The 20,113-nt window shown below is 55.4% G+C and carries 10 protein-coding genes; 8 read left to right on the top strand and 2 right to left on the bottom strand.

Translation table 11 applies throughout. From position 1 onward, the window contains the following. Positions 1–162: 162 nt before the first annotated feature. Positions 163–2,802 carry a phosphoenolpyruvate carboxylase gene (gene ppc, locus EH207_RS15220; RefSeq protein WP_137714760.1) on the bottom strand — a complete coding sequence of 880 codons (2,640 nt, stop codon included), beginning with the start codon at positions 2,800–2,802 and terminating at the stop codon, positions 163–165. A 384-nt stretch (positions 2,803–3,186) separates the two neighbouring features. Here ppc and xopAD point away from each other — a divergent pair, with 384 nt between their 5' ends. Then, complete coding sequence (gene xopAD, locus EH207_RS15215) at positions 3,187–10,566, top strand: XopAD/skwp family type III secretion system effector (RefSeq protein WP_137714759.1); 7,380 nt, start codon at positions 3,187–3,189, stop codon at positions 10,564–10,566. Positions 10,567–10,612: 46 nt separating this feature from the next. On the opposite strand, the gene argE is transcribed toward xopAD, so the two are convergent. Beyond that, positions 10,613–11,761, bottom strand: coding sequence for an acetylornithine deacetylase (argE, locus tag EH207_RS15210; protein WP_137714758.1), 1,149 nt, complete (start codon positions 11,759–11,761; stop codon positions 10,613–10,615). A gap of 201 nt (positions 11,762–11,962) precedes the next feature. Here argE and argC point away from each other — a divergent pair, with 201 nt between their 5' ends. The 7 genes from argC (at position 11,963) to ubiB (ending at position 20,033) form a co-directional block, all read left to right on the top strand. After that, positions 11,963–12,967 (top strand): N-acetyl-gamma-glutamyl-phosphate reductase, encoded by a 1,005-nt coding sequence (gene argC, locus EH207_RS15205; protein ID WP_137714757.1) that lies wholly within the window; start codon positions 11,963–11,965, stop codon positions 12,965–12,967. Positions 12,968–13,001: 34 nt separating this feature from the next. Continuing rightward, complete coding sequence (argB, locus tag EH207_RS15200; protein ID WP_137714756.1) at positions 13,002–13,775, top strand: acetylglutamate kinase; 774 nt, start codon at positions 13,002–13,004, stop codon at positions 13,773–13,775. A gap of 61 nt (positions 13,776–13,836) precedes the next feature. Next, positions 13,837–15,213: an argininosuccinate lyase gene (gene argH, locus EH207_RS15195; protein ID WP_137714755.1), complete on the top strand. Its 1,377-nt coding sequence runs from the start codon at positions 13,837–13,839 to the stop codon at positions 15,211–15,213. 196 nt (positions 15,214–15,409) lie between these two features. Next, positions 15,410–16,909: a DNA recombination protein RmuC gene (gene rmuC, locus EH207_RS15190; RefSeq protein WP_137714754.1), complete on the top strand. Its 1,500-nt coding sequence runs from the start codon at positions 15,410–15,412 to the stop codon at positions 16,907–16,909. A gap of 110 nt (positions 16,910–17,019) precedes the next feature. Continuing rightward, positions 17,020–17,775: a bifunctional demethylmenaquinone methyltransferase/2-methoxy-6-polyprenyl-1,4-benzoquinol methylase UbiE gene (gene ubiE / locus EH207_RS15185; RefSeq protein ID WP_137714753.1), complete on the top strand. Its 756-nt coding sequence runs from the start codon at positions 17,020–17,022 to the stop codon at positions 17,773–17,775. Positions 17,776–17,787: 12 nt separating this feature from the next. Next, a complete protein-coding gene (gene ubiJ / locus EH207_RS15180; protein ID WP_137714752.1) occupies positions 17,788–18,396 on the top strand; it encodes a ubiquinone biosynthesis protein UbiJ in 609 nt (202 codons plus the stop codon). Continuing rightward, positions 18,393–20,033: a ubiquinone biosynthesis regulatory protein kinase UbiB gene (ubiB, locus tag EH207_RS15175; RefSeq protein ID WP_137714751.1), complete on the top strand. Its 1,641-nt coding sequence runs from the start codon at positions 18,393–18,395 to the stop codon at positions 20,031–20,033. The genes ubiJ and ubiB overlap by 4 nt, the downstream gene beginning before the upstream one ends. Positions 20,034–20,113 lie beyond the last annotated feature (80 nt).

Here is a 20,113-nt window from a genome sequence, read left to right as displayed (position 1 = left end):
TACCTCTCAGTGCCTACACCCGCTGAACAGGCGGTATGATCGTTCGGTGCTTAATATTCCGCCTCACTCTCCGTTTCACCGGAAGTCTCGTGACGCTTAAGTGAACGGCATTTAGGTCTACAGACCGGCCTTTGTTTGTTACTGAAGCGCCCAATGCGGCGGTCAGCCGGTGTTGCGCATACCGGCGGCAATGCCCGCAATCGTGACCATCAGCGCCAATTCTACCTCCGCTTCCGGCTGTTCCTGTTGACGCGAACGATGCAGCAACTCGGCCTGAAGTACGTTCAATGGGTCGGTATAAACGTTACGCAAGGCGATAGATTCCGCTATCCACGGCAGGTCTTCCATCAGGTGATCGTCATTGGCAATCGTCAGCACCACATTGATATCGGCGGCTAACTGCTCGCGCAGTTGTTTCCCTAACGGCCAGAGTTTTTTATCTACCAGACGCTGGTCATAGTATTCCGCCAGCCACATGTCGGCTTTGGCGAACACCATCTCCAGCATTCCGATGCGGGTAGAGAAAAACGGCCAGTCACGGCACATGGTTTCCAACTGCGCCTGTTTGCCGTCATCCACGATTTTTTGCAACGCGGCGCCGGCGCCAAGCCAGGCGGGTAACATCAGGCGGTTCTGCGTCCAGGCGAAAATCCACGGGATTGCGCGCAGGCTTTCCACCCCTCCGTTGGGGCGGCGTTTTGCCGGGCGGGAACCCAACGGTAATTTGCCCAGCTCCAGTTCCGGGGTGGCGGAGCGGAAATAAGGGACAAAGTCTGGATTTTCACGCACGTACCCGCGATACATATTGCAGGAGACGCGAGACAACTCATCCATCACTTTTATCCATTCCTGCTTAGGCTCCGGCGGGGGCAGCAGGTTGGCTTCCAGAATGGCGCCGGTGTAGAGCGCCAGACTGCTGATGGTGACTTCCGGCAGGCCATATTTGAAGCGGATCATTTCACCCTGCTCGGTCACGCGCAGGCCGCCTTTGAGACTTCCCGGCGGTTGAGACAGCAACGCGGCGTGCGCTGGCGCGCCGCCACGACCGATGGAACCTCCGCGGCCGTGGAACAGCGTCAGGGCGATGCCCGCTTTTCCACAGGTTTTGATCAGAGCGTCCTGAGCACGGTATTGCGCCCACGACGCCGCCATGCCGCCCGCATCTTTCGCCGAGTCGGAGTAGCCAATCATGACCATCTGTTTGCCCTGGATGTAGCCGCGATACCAGTCGATGTTCAGCAACTGCGTCATCACTTCATCCGCGTTGTTCAGGTCTTCCAGCGTTTCAAACAGGGGCGCGACCGGTAAGGCAAACGGACAATCGGCTTCTTTAAGCAGCAGGTGAACCGCCAGCACGTCAGACGGGGTGCGTGCCATTGAAATCACATAGGCCGCGACAGAACCCAACGGCGCTTTGGCGATGACGCGGCAGGTATCAAGCACTTCTTTGGTGTCTGCGCTCGGTTCCCAGTGGCGTGGCAGTAACGGGCGCTTAGAGCTTAATTCACGGATCAGGAACGCCTGCTTATCGGATTCAGACCAGCTTTCGTAGTCGCCGAGCCCCAGATAACGGGTTATTTCAGCCAGCGCTTCCGTGTGCCGGGTACTTTCCTGACGGACATCAATGCGCACCAGCGGCACACCGAAGCAACGCACCCGGCGCAGCGTATCCAGCAGTTGGCCGTTAGCGATGATCCCCATGCCACAGGCATGAAGTGACCGATAACAGGCGAGCAGCGGTTCCCAGAGTTGTTCGTTGCTGACCAGAAGGTCTTTTGGCGGCAGCCGCTCTTCGTCTTTGAGACGGGCTTCCAGATAGCTCAGCGTGGCGTTGAGCTGGGTGCGCAATGATTTCATGATGGCGCGGTAGGGCTCCAGCACCTCGTCACCGCCGGCCAGCTTGCGAAGCGCCGGCGTACATTCGGACATCGACAGTTCCGATACCAGAAACTGAATATCTTGCAGAAACAGGTCGGCGGCTTTCCAGCGGCTGAGCAATAACACATGACGGGTGACGTCGGCGGTGACGTTCGGGTTGCCGTCGCGATCGCCCCCCATCCAGGAGGTAAAGCGCACCGGCACGGCTTCAACAGGCAGGCGGTAACCAAAAGATTGCTCCAGCAGTTCATCCAGCTCACGCAGGAAGGCGGGCACACCTTCCCACAGGCTGTTTTCAACCACGGCAAAGCCCCACTTAGCTTCTTCCACCGGGGTGGGACGAATTTTGCGAATTTCGTCGGTATGCCAGGATTGCGCAATCAGTTGGCGCAGACGGCGCATAATCTGCTTACGTTCATAATCGGCCAGATCGTCATGATCAAGCTGTTTAAGACAGGTATTCACTTCAACCAGCTTGTGGATCAGCGTCCGGCGGGTAATCTCGGTGGGGTGCGCCGTCAGCACCAGCTCAATAGAAAGCGATTCAACCGCCTCACGGATGTCTCGTTGCGTCAGGTTTTTATTTTCTTTTAGGCGGTTAAGGGCTTTGGCGAGCAATTCCGGGTTGCTGGCTGCCTCGCCGTGGGGAGAAATGGTGTGGTATTGCTCGGCGGTGTTGGTCAGGTTAAGGAACTGGCTAAATGCGCGGGCAACCGGCAATAGCTCATCGTTGGACAGATTTTGCAGCGTGTTCAACAGTTGCTGACGATGCTTCTCGCTGCCCGCCCGCGAAGATTTTGATAACTTGCGGATTGTTTCTACTTTATCAAGAATATTTTCGCCTAGTGCCTCTTTAATGGTATTGCCAAGAAGTTTTCCGAGCATACTGACGTTACTTCGCATTGCAGAATACTGTTCATTCATATTTGCTCTAATCCATTTATCTAGTTTTGTAATTTTGTTTCACTTGACAGATATAACTACGCTTCTTTCATCTAGCCATGACAGAGCTAATTCGTCAATTGACGATTCTTTGTTCCCGCAATCTTTTCCGCCTGTATTGATGTGAACAAGGCATTTTGTGAAATTTAATGACAGACGTGCCGGCATAAAGAACGCTTATTACAAGGTGAAGAGAAGCGCCTCAAATCGAATGACCCGAGTAGGTTTCGCAAGGCTTACCCGATGGGGGGAACGGTGCCTGAACGTGAGCGGGCCAAAATACGTGTCTTGTAGGAACCGCGCAAAAGCCCGCTTTACTCACTGAGACAGTATGTGTTGTGATTTGAGAACAGCAGGCGACGGATAATGAAAATTCGCGATATTAACACCGCATTCAATGCATCACCTCTCCCTGAAACTGAAACTCAACCTGACCCGGCGTCTCGTGAAGCCAAACGGATAAAACGGGATGATCGGGAAAAACCATCCGCCTCCGATGCCCATGACAAGGCTGAGGCATTTCCCCGGGCGACTCTCCGCTCGCAGCTCATTGAACAGCGCTATCATCCGGCGGATTCATCGTCGCGCGGCGCCGGACGCGCTTCCCGCAAACGCCCGGCGGAAAGTTCGTCCGGGCGTTTGGATGACGCCCACCCAAGCAAGCGACATCATTCGGAACCCCGTTCATCAAGCATGGAGGCGGATGAAAAATTACGTTTGGCGCTGCTCTACAGCGAAAACCGGCTACGGCCTGAGGAGGTGAAAACGCTTCAGGCTCAGCGCAACGCGCAATATCTCGAACTTGGACAACGCGCCGACAGTGGTTTTCCAGAGCGCTGTCTTGCGATGGCGAGGGATAACGTGCTCGCACAACGCAATGGCGTCGGCAACGCGCTGATCTTTCTGCAAGCGTCGTCCAATGCCCAGACAAATACTCATTGGCTTACGCGTTATCTGGTGAAGCTGACGCTACCGCCAGGAGACGCTCAGGATCGTGACGCCTTCACGCGCATTCAGGACTGCGCGGGATTGGCCGCGCGCTATTTTGTACAGCATCACGGCTGGTTTAAAGGGGGCCCGGTGCAACGTTATGCCTCGATAGCTAATCGGCTAAGCAAATTCCCGGGCAATGCGGCTTGTCTGGAGGCAATAGAGCGTATCGCGTTCGAGACTGCGCACGCCAGTGATCTTCTTGATGTCAATATGAAAACCGGGACGTTGCTTGCCGGCGCGTTTGCCAAGTACGAGAAAAGCGACCTCTGCCGTGAGGGGGTGTTAAGAATCGCCCAGCATTTGCTGGAGAATTTTCACTCTATACCCACGATCCAGAATGGCACCATGTTGTTGAATGCGTTAAGTAAATGGCCAAGTCACAGTCAGGTGGAAGAGGCCGCCTGTACCTTGGCTCAAAGGCTTCTGAGGGACCCGCATTTGCAGTTAAAGCAGAGAATAGACGCTTCTCAAGTGACCGGCTATTTACTGGTTTTCAGTAAATGGCCGGCGCGTGGCGAGATGAGAGAAGCGGCGACGGCGCTGAGCGAGGTGATCGCCTTTAACGCTACGCTGCGACGGAAAATGGACGCCGTTGGGGTGAGTAATGCCCTGGCAGCCCTGAGCAAGTGGGCCGAGGAGCGATGGGCAAAAGAAGCCGCTCTCGTTCTGGCGGAAGATATCGCCTCAAACCACGTATTGCAGCGGCGGATGAACGCGCAAGATATGAGTAGTTCGCTGAATGCCTTAAGCAAATGGTCAGATGAACCGCTGGCGGAGAAGGCTGTTTTCGCACTGTCGTACAGAATTATCAAGGAGCAGAAGTTACGCGGCGAAATGGGCGTTCAGGCTATCGCCAATAGCCTGAACGCCTTTAGCAAGTGGCCTGGGGACGCGTGGGCTGGCAAGGCAACCTTTGCCCTGGCGGACAGGGTCGTTTCGGATCATCTCCTGCGGCAGAAGATGGATGCCAACGAAGTGGCGATGTCTCTGAATGCCTTTAGCAAGTGGCCGGAGGAGTCATTGAGCCAGAGGGCAATGTTTGCCCTGGCGGGAAGGGTGGTCAAAGATCCCAAGATACAAATGCAAATGGATACGCTGGGGGTGGCGACATCCCTGAATGCGCTGAGCAAATGTTTTGATAGGGAACACGCCTGGGAAATGGCTTTCGTTTTTGCGGACCGAATGGTGACAGATCATCGTCTTCGGCAGCGCCTGGACAGCGGGAGTGTGAGCACGATTTTGAACGCAATGAGTAAATGGTCTGGGAAGTCGCTGGCCGGGGAGGTCGTTCTCGTTCTGGCGGACAGAATGGTTGAGGATCGCGGGCTGCTGCGAAAAATGGACGCGGTGGACGTAGCGAATGCGCTGAATAGTTTTTGCAAGTGGAGTGAGGCGCCGCAAGTACGAGATGCCGTGTGCTTACTGGCGGAGAAAGTCGCTTCTGATCATGCGTTGCGGTTAACGATGAAGTTCATTGAGGTGACCAACATCCTGAACGCGTTGAGCAAATGGCCTGAGGAACGGCAGATGCGTGAAGGGGCGGTGGCGGTGGCGGAAAGAGTCGCTGCGGATCGCGGATTACAGCAACGAATGGATGCCCGCAGCGTGGCTATTACGCTAAATGCTTTCAGTAAGTGGCCTAATGAAAAACCGGTCTGCAATGCCGCCGCTGTTTTGGCGGAGAGGGTGGCTGAAGATAACAAACTGCGGCGGCTGATGAGTCCGCAAGGGGTTTCTAATGCTCTGAACGCGTTCAGCAAATGGCCCGAAAACCGGCAGGTGCAAAAAGCGGCTTTTGTACTGGCGGAGCGCGTGATATCGGATAAGCGATTACAGCAGGACGCGGATGTTGGGCATGTGACCACTATCCTGAACGCGCTCAGCAAATGGCCCGGCAATGAGAAGATCACGGACGCCGCGCGCGCTATGGCGCAGAGGGTGGCGGAGGATGAGTCGTTGCGGCAGTCATTAAACGCCAGTGGGATGAGCATTACACTCAACGCGTTGAGCAAATGGCAGGAAGAACCGCTGGCTTGCCGCGCCAGCCTTGCCCTGATGGAAAGGCTGGTGGCGGATGAGACGTTGAGGCGCTCCCTGACGCCCGTTAGCTTTTTTACCACGCTGAACGCCATCAAAAAATGGTCGCAGCATAGTCTGAGCCGGGAAGCGGGTGGGTTGTTAACGGGACAACTGGGAACGCGGGGCTACGCCTGGCGGGATTTTGACATTAGGGGAATGTCCCAGATCGCCAACGCCCTGGTTCGTCTGTCCGGGAACGATGAGCAAGAAATCATGGAAAACAGGATGCTGCTGGAGGGGCTTTCCGCCTACCTGGAGCTGCATCCTGAACGTTTTGCCGATGCTGATCTCCCCAGCGTCGGAACCTTGTTCAAAGCCTACGGCAATATGCATATACCGCGGGCGCTTCGGCCCCTCGCCATGCCAGCGATAGAACGGGTACAGGCGCTGTTCCATCTGGATAGACTGCGCGATAACTCGCTCGAATCCGTCGCGACGCTCTGTCTGGGACTGCTGCCCGTGGCCCGAAGCCCGGAGTTGTTGCGTCATCGCAGCCTGGCGGTGAAAACGCTGGAAATGTTACAACCCGTTGTCGCGCAAAAGATTGACGGCTATCTTGGTCTGGAGAACAAGCAACCGGATTGCGGCGGTTTGTCTTTGCGGGATGACGGAGAAGCTTGCGGCACTCGCTACCCCGCGCTGAGTTTTTATCAGGTGCTGAAAACCTACAACCTGGTGGCGCGGCAGTGGAGTATGCGCAATGTCGACGGCGATCGTAACCAGATCAAGGCACGGCAGAGTGAGCTAAAAAGCTGGGTACAAGACCTGCTGGCGCGGACGCAACAAGTGATCAACGCGGATCTTCAGGAGCGTAGCTGGAACCTTATCGCCCAAATTGAGGCGAATGATGAGGTGTATGAAGCGCTGGATTTGCGTTTAATCAGGGATGCGGCAACGCTTGTGGAACGCCATCCGCCCATCACCTTCGACATGACGCAGACCCTGCGCCAGATGCGCACCTCCCCCGGTCAGCTTAAACCACCGGCGCCCGGCGCCGGTGCTACGCGCCATATTGTTGTGGACATCCGGGGAAAGGAGCTCAAAACCCCGAAACCGGATGCGCAGCGCGACTACTCTTTTTATACGCGGCTGACCGGGCAGCCTCTGGTTGAAGTCGAGCTTCCCGGCGAACTCAGTGGTTTTATGCTGGCGCGTACTTTCCAGTATCAGGGCGATCCCTGGCGTTTCGATATATTCGGCGGCAGCAGGCTGAAGAAAGGGCGATTGAACATGGTCAGGAATATCCTGGCCGGCGCCCAGCCGGGCAAATCGCTGTTGCCCGCGATCCGATACGCCGATACCGTTCCAAACAGCGATTTTATGCGTCTCATTGAAAAGATGTCGCCTCAGCGCGAGGACTGGTCGCGTATACAGCGCGCATTGCTGGAAATGGTGCCGCCGGATCATGTCGCCGAAGGCACGTTACGTCTTGGATGGTGCGCGGATGTGCCGGGGCCGCAGCATCCTTTTAAGTTGACCAGCCCTACCGGTGAGCGGCTGGCGCTGTGTCCCAATGACGGATGCGGTTTTTTGAAATGGGAGGTGGCGCGGCGGCTCCCCGTGGTCAGCGCATATGTAGACGCCTGGGAAGCCTCGCGCGCCGGTCATGCCAGCCAGACGCAGCGCCGGCTTTTAAAAGGGCAGGATGCGGGACAAAACAACATACCGCCCCAGGCGTTGATGCACTACCCGCGCAGCGAATCCGTTCAGGCAGAAGCGCATGAGGTGTTGCAGCGTCGGTTGGCTGAATTGCGGACGCAAAATGCCGTTCAGGATCCAGGCGAGACGAAATCTCAGGAGCCTCTCTCCCCGGAAACCGTGGATCGCCTCGCGCTTTATCGGATGACCGTTAGCGGCGGCTATCAGGGCAGACGGCTGCGCGCCGTGCCTTCAGCCGACGACCGGCTCTATCTGCCTACGGTTCCGTTGCCGGGGTTTCTGAGGCCGGAAGGCGACCTGTTGTTGGGTAAACCGCCCTATGACAAAGAATACCTGCTGCCGATTGCCGCCGAAAAGGTGGTTACGCCATCCGACGAGGACGCGACGGCGCGTTTCCTGGATCAGTGCTTCGCTATCCAGTACAGCTACAGCGGGGTTGACGAAGATTCCGGCGAGGATGCCGATATGCTGCACTGCAAAGGAATGCTGATTATCCCCCCGCCTGGATACTGGTCGCCGGCTCATGCCGATCAGGATATGGTCTGTTCACGGGAAGATTTGAAAATATTGTCGCGTTGGACGTTTGGACGCGATCGCGACAGCCTGCCGGAACAGATGCTCAGCACTGGCAGTCTGAGAGTCAAGGATGTTCTGGTGCCCGGCAGGTTGGCAGGCTTACCGATTCCTGAACTACGCAAGCGCAACATGGACACAGATGGCGATGATGCTTTTGTCTATGCGGGGTATCCGCAACTGAGCGCGCATATCCGGGCGGTGATGGACGAGCGTGCGCGGCGGCGCGGCGTGGAGATGTCATTCAAACCGCCCAAGACCGCGACCGCGGCGATGGATGCGCAGGGGCGCTATCATACCGGGCGGGCCCAGGAGATCCTCAACGATCAACGCGGCGGCAAATTGATTGGCGCCGCCAGCGAAGCCGCCAACCGCTTTTTGGCCCAGCCGGACGAGTTGCGCGAAAAAATGGCTCGCAGAATGATGTTCGGCATTTATGATGGCGTGGAGCGCAGCCTGCGTAACGGTTTACGCAAATTGCTGGCCGGCGACCAGGATGCGCCGCCGTTGGCGGCGCTCAGCACTCAGGCTGAAGCGGCGATTGGACAAGCTCATCAGCCGGAAGCGCGGGAGGTCGCGGTGCTGTTGCATTATCTGACCCAACAACTGGCGTCGCCAGGGGCGCAGATGCCAGCGCTGGCCATTTCCGATGCCGTAGCTCAGGTGAATCGCCGGCTGGCGGAGGCTTATGCGAAAGCGCCGGACACCGCGGCGCGTATCCACGCCGTGCTGGACTACTACCCGGTATGCCGGTTATCTCACGAACAGTATCCCAACGGCCAGCCCGGGCTGGTGCCCGGCGAACCGGAACTGACGATCCGTAACCTGTTCACCCTGGCGGTGAAGGTCGGCACCGATGCGCTGAAATCAGATACCGGCACTGTGTTATTCAGCAAAATTCTGGATAACTGCGTCCAGACTGAACGCCATTTCCCGGAGAGAATACGCAAGGTGCCCTATACCAAACAGACGGCGCGTATGATGCAGGAAGGGCGTTTTAACCCCGAAGAGGCGAAAAAGGCGCTGGCCGTGATGCCTACGCTGGCCGCGGCGGTAATGGAAGATGCCGTGGATTCATTACAAAAGATGGGGTTGCTCAGCATGCCGCCCACGTTGCAGGCGCGTACACGTTCGTTGTCGCCACAGGCGCTGAAAGGGGCGGCTCAGGCGTTGAACAGCCAGGCGCGACTGGCGCGACGCCGCATCACCGACCTGTTGCAGCGGCGGCTGCCCGATCAGGCGCGTTTGGCGGGGCTTGACCACAGCATAAAATCCGTTGGATCGATAGAGGAAAAACTCAGGTATCTGACCGGTAAAAACCAGTTGGATTTGTCGCAAGCGGTTTCCCAACTCAACGATGCCCTGCGCTATAGCGTGGTGATGCCCTGTGAATCTTTTACCGAGTCATATCGCAAGTTGCTTGCGGCATTGGACGACGAAGGGCATACGCTGATCCAGCGAACTAACTATTTTACCCAGCCCCATGTTCCGTTCCGCGCGATTAACGTGACTCTCCGGGAATCATCTGGCGGACAGCATTGGGAGATTCAGTTTCATACTGAAGAAACCTTCATGCTCAAGGAGCGCTATCACGACAGCTATAAGGATGAACAGCGGCTGAGGAGACAAGGCATGTTATCTGGCGGGTTAAGTGAGGCCCGGCAAGCGTTCCGCAAGGTGCAGATCCCGCCGGGCTGTCTGGATATTGACGACATGCGGGCCAGCGGCGGCGCCAACGTCAGAACTTCCGCGCCGCGGCAATCGCCTCGTTCGCGTTCCGGCCTGTCGACGCCCTTGCAGCGTCAGGCTGAGGTTATTCTGGAACAGGCCCGCTCTCTCGAACGTCGCATCTCACCCAGACTACGGCAGCTATTACAGGCGTATGACGGGCAGTTACGTCAGGATAAACAGGGCAACTGGCGCCAGTTTATCTTCAAGAAGCCTGATTCTATCGTACGCAAATTGGCCGAACGCCAGCAGAATGAATCTGCGCGTTCGGACCGGGTGCGCGATGCGCTGAGATATGAGGTGATTCTGGCGCCGGAAGGATTTGGAGGCAAAGCGCAAGCCATTCTGAATGGGCTCAGATGCGATGGCCTCGAAATGGTGGCGGTGCGCAACGGCTTTCTGGAGCATGAAACCACCTACGCCGGGGTTAACGTCAAACTGCGCGATACTGAAGCGCCGCAAGGCGAAGGCCATTTTGAGGTGCAGTTTCATACCCGCGACAGTTTGAGAGCCAAACTTGATGCGCACAGAGATTATGAAGCGCTGCGGAAACTGCCGGCAAATCGGTCTGCTGCCGATACAGACGAAATGTGGTCCGGCATACAGAATAAACGCGAAGATCGGCTTGACAGAATTCGCCATATCGCGGCGCGCGTCCCTTTGCCGGACGATATTGCAAGCCTGGCGGCGTTTGAACGATATACCGGTATGTGATCTGAAACCGAAAGATAGCGGTATCCTGCGGCAGTTTCCGCGATGATTAATGGCAGAACTGGCGCATGAGTTGCGCGAGCAACTCGCGGGTCGGCGTAATAAAGGCGGTATCGATATATTCGTCCGGCTGATGGGCCTGCTCTATCGATCCGGGGCCGAGCACCAGCGTCGGGCACCGCGTCTGGATAAACGGCGCTTCGGTGCAGTAATTGACGACTTCGGTCTGCGTGCCGAGTAATTCTTCCACTACCGATACCAAATGATGGTCAGCCGGACATTCATAGCCGGGAATGGGGGGATGTAATTCACTGATGGTCAACCGGCCCGGCCAGCGCTGGCATACCGGCGCCAGCGTTTCGGAAAGCAACCCGTTCAGGTCGCTGAGCGTCAGCCCCGGCAGCGGACGGATGTCCATATGCAGCTCACAGCAGGCACAGATGCGGTTCGACGCATCCCCGCCGTGAATATGCCCCAGGTTCATGGTGGGATAAGGAATATTGAATGCGGCGTTGTGATAGCGTGTCTGTAACATGTTACGCAACACCAGCAGATGCGAAATCGCTTCGTGCATAAGTTCAATGGCGTTAACGCCGCGGGACGGATCGCTAGAGTGGCCGGATTGCCCCTGAATGCGGATGGCGCTGGACATATGGCCTTTGTGGGCGCGGACGGGTTGTAGTGAGGTTGGCTCGCCGATAATGGCGAGGTCCGGGCGAATCTGCGTGGACTCAGAGAAGTATTTGGCGCCCGCCATGGTGGTTTCTTCATCGGCGGTGGCAAGCACATAAAGCGGTTTGGTCAGTTTCGCCGGATCGATATCGCGCAGGGTATCAAGAATGAACGCGAAAAACCCTTTCATATCGGCAGTGCCCAAACCGTACAGCTTATTGTCATGTTCGGTCAGCGTGAAGGGATCGCGCGTCCAGCGTCCGTCGTCGAAAGGCACCGTATCCGTATGCCCGGCCAGCAGTAAACCGCCTTTGCCTTCACCAATACGCGCCAGCATATTAAATTTATGCCGTGTGCCGGGCACGGGTTGAATTTCAACGTGAAAGCCTAAATCACTAAACCAGCCCGCCATCAGGTTGATTAATGCCTGATTACTTTGATCGAGAGCGCTATCGGTCGCACTGATGGACGGTGTCACGATTAATGCCCGATATAGCTCAATAAAGGGGGGTAAACTCATCTTCACTGTTGACAGCCTCTGGTTTGGATAGTATCAATATTCATGCATTTTTTTTGAATAAAAATACAATAATGCTGAGTAAAAGGAAACCATAAGATACCGGTGGCGGGGAATGCGCCACGTTGCTTAGCTTCTCGGGTGAACAGCGTGTTTACGCTCGTGAACCCTGTGCCTGTTTCATAGATAAAAAGAAGGTATACGGACCCTATGCTGAATACGTTGATTGTTGGTGCAAGCGGTTACACCGGTGCTGAACTTGCGCTTTACCTGAACCGTCACCCACAGATGAACATAACCGCTTTAGCGGTTTCAGCGCAAAGTGTTGATGCCGGAAAATTGATTTCCGATCTGCATCCACAGTTGAAAGGCATTGTCGATTTACCGGTACAGCCGTTGACCCATGTTGCTGAAGCCGCCAAAGGTGTCGACGTGGTGTTTCTGGCGACGGATCACAAGGTTAGCCACGATTTAGCGCCTCAGTTCCTGGCGGCAGGCTGCACCGTTTTTGATTTGTCTGGCGCCTACCGCGTTCAGGACGCCGATTTTTATACCCGCTACTACGGATTCGAACATCAACATACCGACTGGCTGGCTCAAGCCGTATACGGTCTGGCCGAATGGAAAGCCGAAAGCATCAAACACGCACAGCTGATTGCGGTGCCGGGATGCTATCCCACCGCTGCGCAACTGGCGTTGAAGCCGTTGCTGGACGGTCAGTTGTTGAATCCGGCGCAATGGCCGGTGATCAACGCCGTGAGCGGCGTGAGCGGCGCCGGGCGTAAGGCTTCCATGACCAGCAGTTTCTGTGAAGTCAGCCTGCAACCTTATGGTCTTTTCAATCATCGCCACGCCCCTGAGATTTCAACCCACCTTGGAACGCCAATCATTTTTACGCCGCATCTCGGTAATTTCGCCCGCGGTATACTCGAAACCATCACCTGCCGCCTGCAACCGGGCGTAACGCATCAGGATATCGCAGAGGCTTACCATAACGCCTATCATGATAAACCGCTGGTGCGTCTGTACGAAAAGGGGGTGCCGGCCTTGAAATCTGTCGTCGGTCTGCCATTCTGTGACATTGGTTTTTCCGTTGAAGGCGAACATCTGATCGTCGTCGCCACGGAGGATAACCTGCTGAAAGGCGCCTCGGCGCAGGCGGTGCAATGCCTGAATATTCGTTTTGGTTTCCCGGAAAGCCAGTCTTTACTCTGATTAAAAATTCATCACTCTGAGGCGCGAAAGCATCATGAACCCGTTAATTATCAAACTCGGTGGCGTTTTACTGGATAGCGAAGAGGCGCTGGAGCGCCTGTTTGCCGCATTGGTTACCTACCGTCATGAACACCAGCGCCCGCTATTGATTGTGCATGGCGGCGGATGCCTGGTTGACGATTTGATGAAAAAGCTGTCGTTGCCGGTGGTGAAGAAAAATGGCCTGCGCGTCACCCCCGCCGATCAGATTGACGTCATTACGGGCGCGCTGGCCGGCTCCGCCAATAAAACGCTCTTGTCCTGGGCGAAGAAACACGCTATTAACGCTGTCGGTTTATGTCTGGCGGACGGCGGCAGCACCAGCGTCACCCAGTTGGATGAGGCGTTGGGCTTCGTGGGTAAAGCGGAGGCGGGTTCTCCGGTGTTGTTGAATATGCTGCTGTCAGCGGGTTATTTGCCGGTAGTCAGCTCCATCGGGATTACCGAACAGGGCGATCTGATGAATGTGAACGCGGATCAGGCCGCCACCGCGCTGGCCGCAACGCTGGGCGCGGATTTAATCCTGTTGTCGGATGTCAGCGGTATTCTGGACGGCAAAGGCCAGCGTATCGCCGAGATGACGGCGCAAAAAGCCGAGCAGTTGATCGCTCAGGGCATCATCACCGATGGTATGATCGTGAAGGTCAACGCTGCGCTGGATGCCGCGCGGGCGCTGGGGCGTCCGGTGGACATCGCCAGTTGGCGTCATGCCGAGCAATTGCCCGCGCTGTTCAACGGCGTGGCGATCGGCACGCGTATATCGGCGTAAGCCACTTCTGGGTATGGCATGATGCGATACCGTATTTATTTGAATGCTTGGAGTAAGGGTTATGGCTTTGTGGGGCGGTCGGTTCAGTCAGGCAGCAGATCAACGGTTTAAACAGTTCAATGACTCACTGCGGTTTGATTACCGCCTGGCGGAGCAGGACATTATCGGCTCCGTTGGCTGGTCGAAAGCATTGGTGACGGTCAATGTGCTCAGCGAACAGGAACAGCAGCAACTGGAACAGGCATTGAATGCGCTGTTGGTTGAAGTCCGGGCCGACCCGGAGATCATCCTGCAAAGTGATGCGGAAGACATCCACAGTTGGGTCGAGCAGCGTCTGATTGAAAAAGTCGGCGATCTGGGCAAGAAGCTGCACACCGGGCGCAGCCGCAACGATCAGGTCGCAACGGATCTGAAATTATGGTGTAAAGCGCAGATTGCCGAACTGCTGCTGGCGGTGCGTCAGTTGCGTCAGGCGCTGGTCACTACCGCTGGGGAAAATCAGGACGCGGTTATGCCGGGTTACACCCACCTGCAACGTGCGCAGCCGGTCACGTTCGCCCACTGGTGCCTGGCCTACCATGAAATGCTGGCCCGTGATGAAAGCCGTCTGGAAGATACGCTGAAGCGTCTGGACGTCAGCCCGTTGGGCTGCGGCGCGCTGGCCGGCACCGCCTACCCGATCGACCGTGAACAACTGGCCGGTTGGCTGGGGTTCGCTTCCGCGACCCGAAACAGCCTTGATTCGGTATCCGATCGCGACCATGTGCTGGAACTGCTGTCTGATGCGTCGATCGGCATGATCCACCTGTCGCGCTTTGCCGAAGATCTGATTTTCTTCAACAGCGGCGAAGCGGCGTTCGTCGAGCTTTCCGACCGTGTGACGTCCGGCTCATCGTTGATGCCGCAGAAGAAAAACCCGGATGCGCTGGAACTGATTCGCGGCAAATGCGGCCGGGTTCAGGGTGCGCTGACCGGGATGATGATGACGCTGAAAGGTCTGCCGCTGGCATACAACAAGGACATGCAGGAAGACAAGGAGGGCCTGTTTGATGCGCTCGATACCTGGCATGACTGTCTGATGATGGCGGGTCTGGTGCTGGAAGGCATTCAGGTAAAACGTCCGCGTTGTCAGGAGGCGGCGGAACAAGGATATGCGAATGCCACTGAGCTGGCGGACTATCTGGTCGCGAAAGGCGTGCCGTTCCGTGAGGCTCACCATATCGTCGGCGAAGCGGTGGTGGAAGCCATCCGGCAGGGCAAAGCGCTGGAAGCGTTGGCGCTGGCTGATTTGCAGAAGTTCAGTTCGGTTATCGCGGACGATGTCTATCCGATCCTGTCTTTGCAGTCCTGTCTGGACAAACGCGCCGCGCAGGGCGGCGTGTCACCGCAGCAGGTGGCGAAAGCCATTAGTGAGGCGAAACAACGTCTGGCTGAATAAACCTGCCGTCCATGTTCTCAGGCCGGTGAATGTACCGGCCTGCATTGTTGCAGCGGTTACCTTGAATGCTGCTCGCATTTTTCCCTTTTTTTCACCGAATGTATCGCCAAACGTTGCCGTAGGCCGAATTGTCTCTGGACATCCATACAGTATCATTTTACCTTGACGCACAGTGACGGACGCCTGCGGAGGTATTGTGGATATCAGTATATTTTATGGACTGGGTGGCGGTGCTGTCGGCTTGTTGGCGGGGTGGCTGATTGCCAGCCTGATGCGACAGCAGCGATGGTCCCGATATGACACCGAACAGCGTCTGCTGGAACAGACGCTAAGGCAAACGCAGACGTTGCTGGACGAGAGTCAGCAGGCTCGGCAACACGACGAACAACGGCTGCGACAAAACGAGCTGGAACTGCGCGACGTACATGCCCGGTTATCGGCCAGTCATGAAAAGCTGCAACAGTTGGGGCAACTGCGTGACGAGTGCGGTCAGTTAAATCAGGAACTCCGCACGCTGCGGGAGATTAACCGCGCGCAGGAAGCCGAACTGCGGGAAGTCACCATCCGTCTGGAAGAAACCCGTATAGCCGCGGAGGAAAAACAACGGTTGCTGATAAACAGCGAACAGCGCCTGACCACGCAGTTCGAGAATCTGGCCAACCGAATTTTTGAACACAGCGGCCGCAAAGTGGATGAGCAAAACAAACAGAGTCTGGATCGCCTGCTCATGCCGCTGCGTGAACAGCTTGATGGGTTTCGCCGTCAGGTTCAGGAGAGTTTGGGCGCCGAAGCGCGTGAGCGGCATACGCTGGCGCATGAAATCCGCAACCTGCAACAGTTGAACGCGCAGATGGCCCGTGAAGCCATCAACCTGACCAAAGCCCTGAAAGGGGACAATAAAACGCAGGGTAACTGGGGCGAAGTGGTGCTAAGCCGCGTGTTGGAAGCCTCCGGCTTGCGCGAAGGGCATGAGTACCAGACCCAGGTTAGTGTCAAAACCGGTGCTAACGGCCGCATGCAACCGGATGTGATCGTACGTCTGCCCCAGGGCAAAGATGTGGTCATTGATGCCAAAATGTCGCTGGTGGCCTACGAGCGCTATTTTAACAGTGAAGATGACGCCGATCGTCTGGCGGCGCTCAATGAACATTTGCTTTCCGTTCGCAGCCATATCCGCATGTTGGGCGGTAAAGATTATCAGCAACTGCCGGGCCTGCGTTCTCTGGATTATGTCCTCATGTTTATTCCCGTCGAACCGGCCTTTTTGGTGGCGATTGACAGGCAGCCTGAGTTGATCAGCGAAGCGCTCAAGCACAATATTATGCTGGTTAGCCCGACGACATTACTGGTCGCTTTGCGTACCATCAATAACTTGTGGCGCTATGAGCAGCAGAGTCGTAATGCGCAGCAGATCGCTGAACGGGCGTCGCGGCTGTACGATAAACTGCGTTTATTTGTGGACGACATGGAAACATTGGGCCAAAGCCTTGATAAAGCGCAGGGCAGTTATCGCCAGGCAATGAATAAACTTTCGTCCGGGCGTGGTAATCTCATCGGTCAGGCGGAAGGGTTTCGTCATCTGGGCGTGGAAATCAAACGTTCGATCGCGCCTTCTCTGGCGGAACAGGCTACGGCGCATGAAAGCGCGGTCCGGGATGCGGCGCCTGACGGTATGGATACGGGGCATCTGCCTTGATCGCCCTTAAACCGATAGGCATCAGGCGGTGGGCTTTTTAGATGGGTCTGTTACACTCTTTTTACTGAATAAGCAGATCCGAAATTTGACTAAAATTGCAGGCGGATAAAATGGCTAATGAGCAGGAGAAAACGACCGACTTTGGTTTTCGTACTGTCGCCAAAGATGAAAAAGAAGTCATGGTGGCTGACGTCTTTCATTCTGTAGCAGCAAAATACGATTTAATGAATGACCTGATGTCTTTCGGCATTCATCGCATCTGGAAACGTTTTACAGTCGAGTGCAGCGGCGTGCGGCGCGGGCAGCGTGTCCTGGATGTTGCGGGCGGTACGGGCGATTTGACGGCAAAATTCTCCCGTATTGTAGGCGATGAAGGTGAAGTGGTGCTGGCCGATATTAATGCCTCAATGCTGAAAGTGGGGCGGGAGAAGCTACGCAACAAAGGCATTATTAATAATATCAGTTATGTGCAGGCGAATGCGGAAGAGCTGCCGTTCCCTGACGATTTCTTTGACTGTATCACCATCTCTTTCGGCTTACGTAACGTAACAGACAAAAACAAAGCGCTGCGCTCCATGTACCGCGTGCTGAAGCCAGGGGGCCGTCTGCTGGTGCTGGAATTCTCCAGTCCGACGCTGAAGCCGTTAAGCAAGGTCTACGATATCTACTCGTTCCATATTCTGCCCAGAATTGGTGAACTGGTGGTCAGCGATGCCGGTAGCTATCGTTATTTGGCGGAGTCCATTCGTATGCATCCCGATCAGGAGACGTTGAAAGGAATGATGAGCGACGCCGGTTTCGACAGCGTAAATTACTTCAATCTCACCGGCGGGATTGTCGCGTTGCACCGTGGTTTTAAATTCTGATTGGACATGCCAATGCTGATAACGTCTGTTCTGACCGCCTCGCTGGAAACGGTGCTGAATCAGCTTTTGTTTCGCGACCGCAGTATGAAAGCGGCGCGTCAGCGGCTGCATGGAAAAACTCTGCAAATCGAGTTGTCTGAACTGGATGCGCCTTTGGTTCTGATCTTCAACGAGCAGCGTCTTGATGTGGTCAGCCGGTGGGGAGAACAGGCCGATTGCCTGCTTAAAATGCGTTTATCCGTGCTGATGAAGCTGCGCGATCGCCAGAATCTGTCTGTCCTGATGCGCAATGGTGAGCTGGTGATTGAAGGTGATATTCAGGTGGCTCAGCAATTTATTGCGCTGCTTGATTTAGCCGAGTTTGATCCTGCGGAATGGCTCGCTCCCTATCTTGGCGACATAGTTGCGCAGGGGCTGAGTCAGGCGGCGCAAAAAACACTGCGTTTATTCGGCCGTACCTTGTGCAGACAGCAACAGGCGTTGTCAGAGACGCTTACGGAAGAGTGGCGTTTAGCGCCCGGTAAACTTGAAAATACCTGGCTTCATGATGAAATTGCCGCTCTGGAGAAATCAGCCGAACGGTTGTCCGAACGGCTGACGAAGTTGGAGACACCACGATGATGCCCGGAGAGCTGATTCGCCTTTACAGCATCATTCGCGTTTTGCTGAGCTACGGTCTGGATGAGCTGATTCCTAAAATGCGGTTGACGATCCCGCTGCGTTTGGGCCGCCGTTTGCTATTCTGGTTGCCAAACCGCCACCACAATATGCCATTGGGAGAGCGTCTGCGGCTGGCTTTGCAGGCGCTTGGCCCAGTCTGGATCAAATTTGGTCAGATGATGTCAACGCGACGCGATCTGTTTCCACCGGCAATTGCCGATCAACTGGCTATGCTTCAAGACAGGGTTGCCCCCTTTGATGGCGGGCTGGCGCGTAAACAAATCGAGCTTTCGATGGGGGGGGCGCCGCTGGAAAGCTGGTTTGATGATTTTGATATCAAACCGCTGGCGTCCGCGTCTATTGCACAGGTGCATACCGCGCGTCTGAAAAGCACGGGAAAAGAAATTGTTATTAAGGTTATCCGGCCTGATATTTTACCGGTGATCAAAGCTGATATGCGCTTGATGAAGCGGCTGGCGGGCTGGTTACCGAGGCTTATGCCCGACGGACGACGTCTTCGCCCGCGGGAAGTCGTGCAGGAATATGAAAAATCCCTGCTCGATGAACTGAACCTGCTGCGAGAGGCGGCGAATGCGATTCAACTGAGACGCAATTTTGAAGACAGCCCGATGCTGTATATTCCAGAAGTTTACTCGGATTATTGCAGCGAAAACATGTTGGTCATGGAGCGTATTTACGGTATTCCGGTTTCTGATATCAACGCCCTGAAAGCCAACGGCACCAATTTGCAGCTTCTGGCGGAGCGCGGCGTACAGGTCTTCTTCACTCAGGTATTCCGTGACAGTTTCTTTCATGCGGACATGCACCCTGGCAATATCTTCATCAATCACGAACACCCTGAAGATCCGCAGTATATTGGGATCGATTGCGGTATTGTCGGCTCCCTGAACAAAGAAGACAAACGCTATCTGGCGGAGAATTTTATTGCCTTCTTCAACCGTGATTATCGCAAAGTCGCCGAGTTGCATGTGGATTCCGGCTGGGTGCCTGCGGATACCAACGTTGAAGATTTTGAGTTTGCTATCCGCACCGTTTGTGAGCCCATTTTTGAAAAGCCGTTAGCGGAAATTTCATTTGGTCATGTATTATTGAACCTCTTTAATACGGCCCGCCGCTTTAACATGGAAGTACAACCCCAGTTAGTGCTGTTGCAAAAAACCTTGTTATATATCGAAGGGATTGGACGGCAGCTCTATCCCCAACTTGATCTCTGGAAGACGGCAAAACCGTTTTTGGAAAGCTGGCTGAAAGAACAGGTTGGCATACCGGCGGTGATGCGAGCCTTAAAAGAAAAAGCCCCGTTCTGGGCAGAGAAACTGCCAGAGATCCCGGAATTATTTTATGACGGCTTACGCCAGCATAAGATGTTGAAACAGAGTGTGGACAAGCTTGCGGGCGAGTTGCGGACTCAACATGTTCGCCAGGGACAGTCCCGTTACCTACTCGGCATTGGCGCAACGTTGTTAATCAGTGGTACGGTGTTACTGGTGAGCCATGTTGAAGCCGATATCGTTCCTTCGGGATTGATGGCTGCGGGAATTGTCGCCTGGATTATTGGCTGGCGTCGAACTCAGTGAAGCATATCATGACGCATAGCGGGATTACCCATTATAGAATGACGGTAATTTTTATGACCCCTTTTTTGGCACGAGGTAAA

Source organism: Brenneria rubrifaciens (genome assembly GCF_005484945.1).
GTDB classification, from domain to species: domain Bacteria; phylum Pseudomonadota; class Gammaproteobacteria; order Enterobacterales; family Enterobacteriaceae; genus Brenneria; species Brenneria rubrifaciens.
Note: the sequence above shows the minus strand (reverse complement) of the source record. Positions and strands in the feature narration are given on the sequence as shown.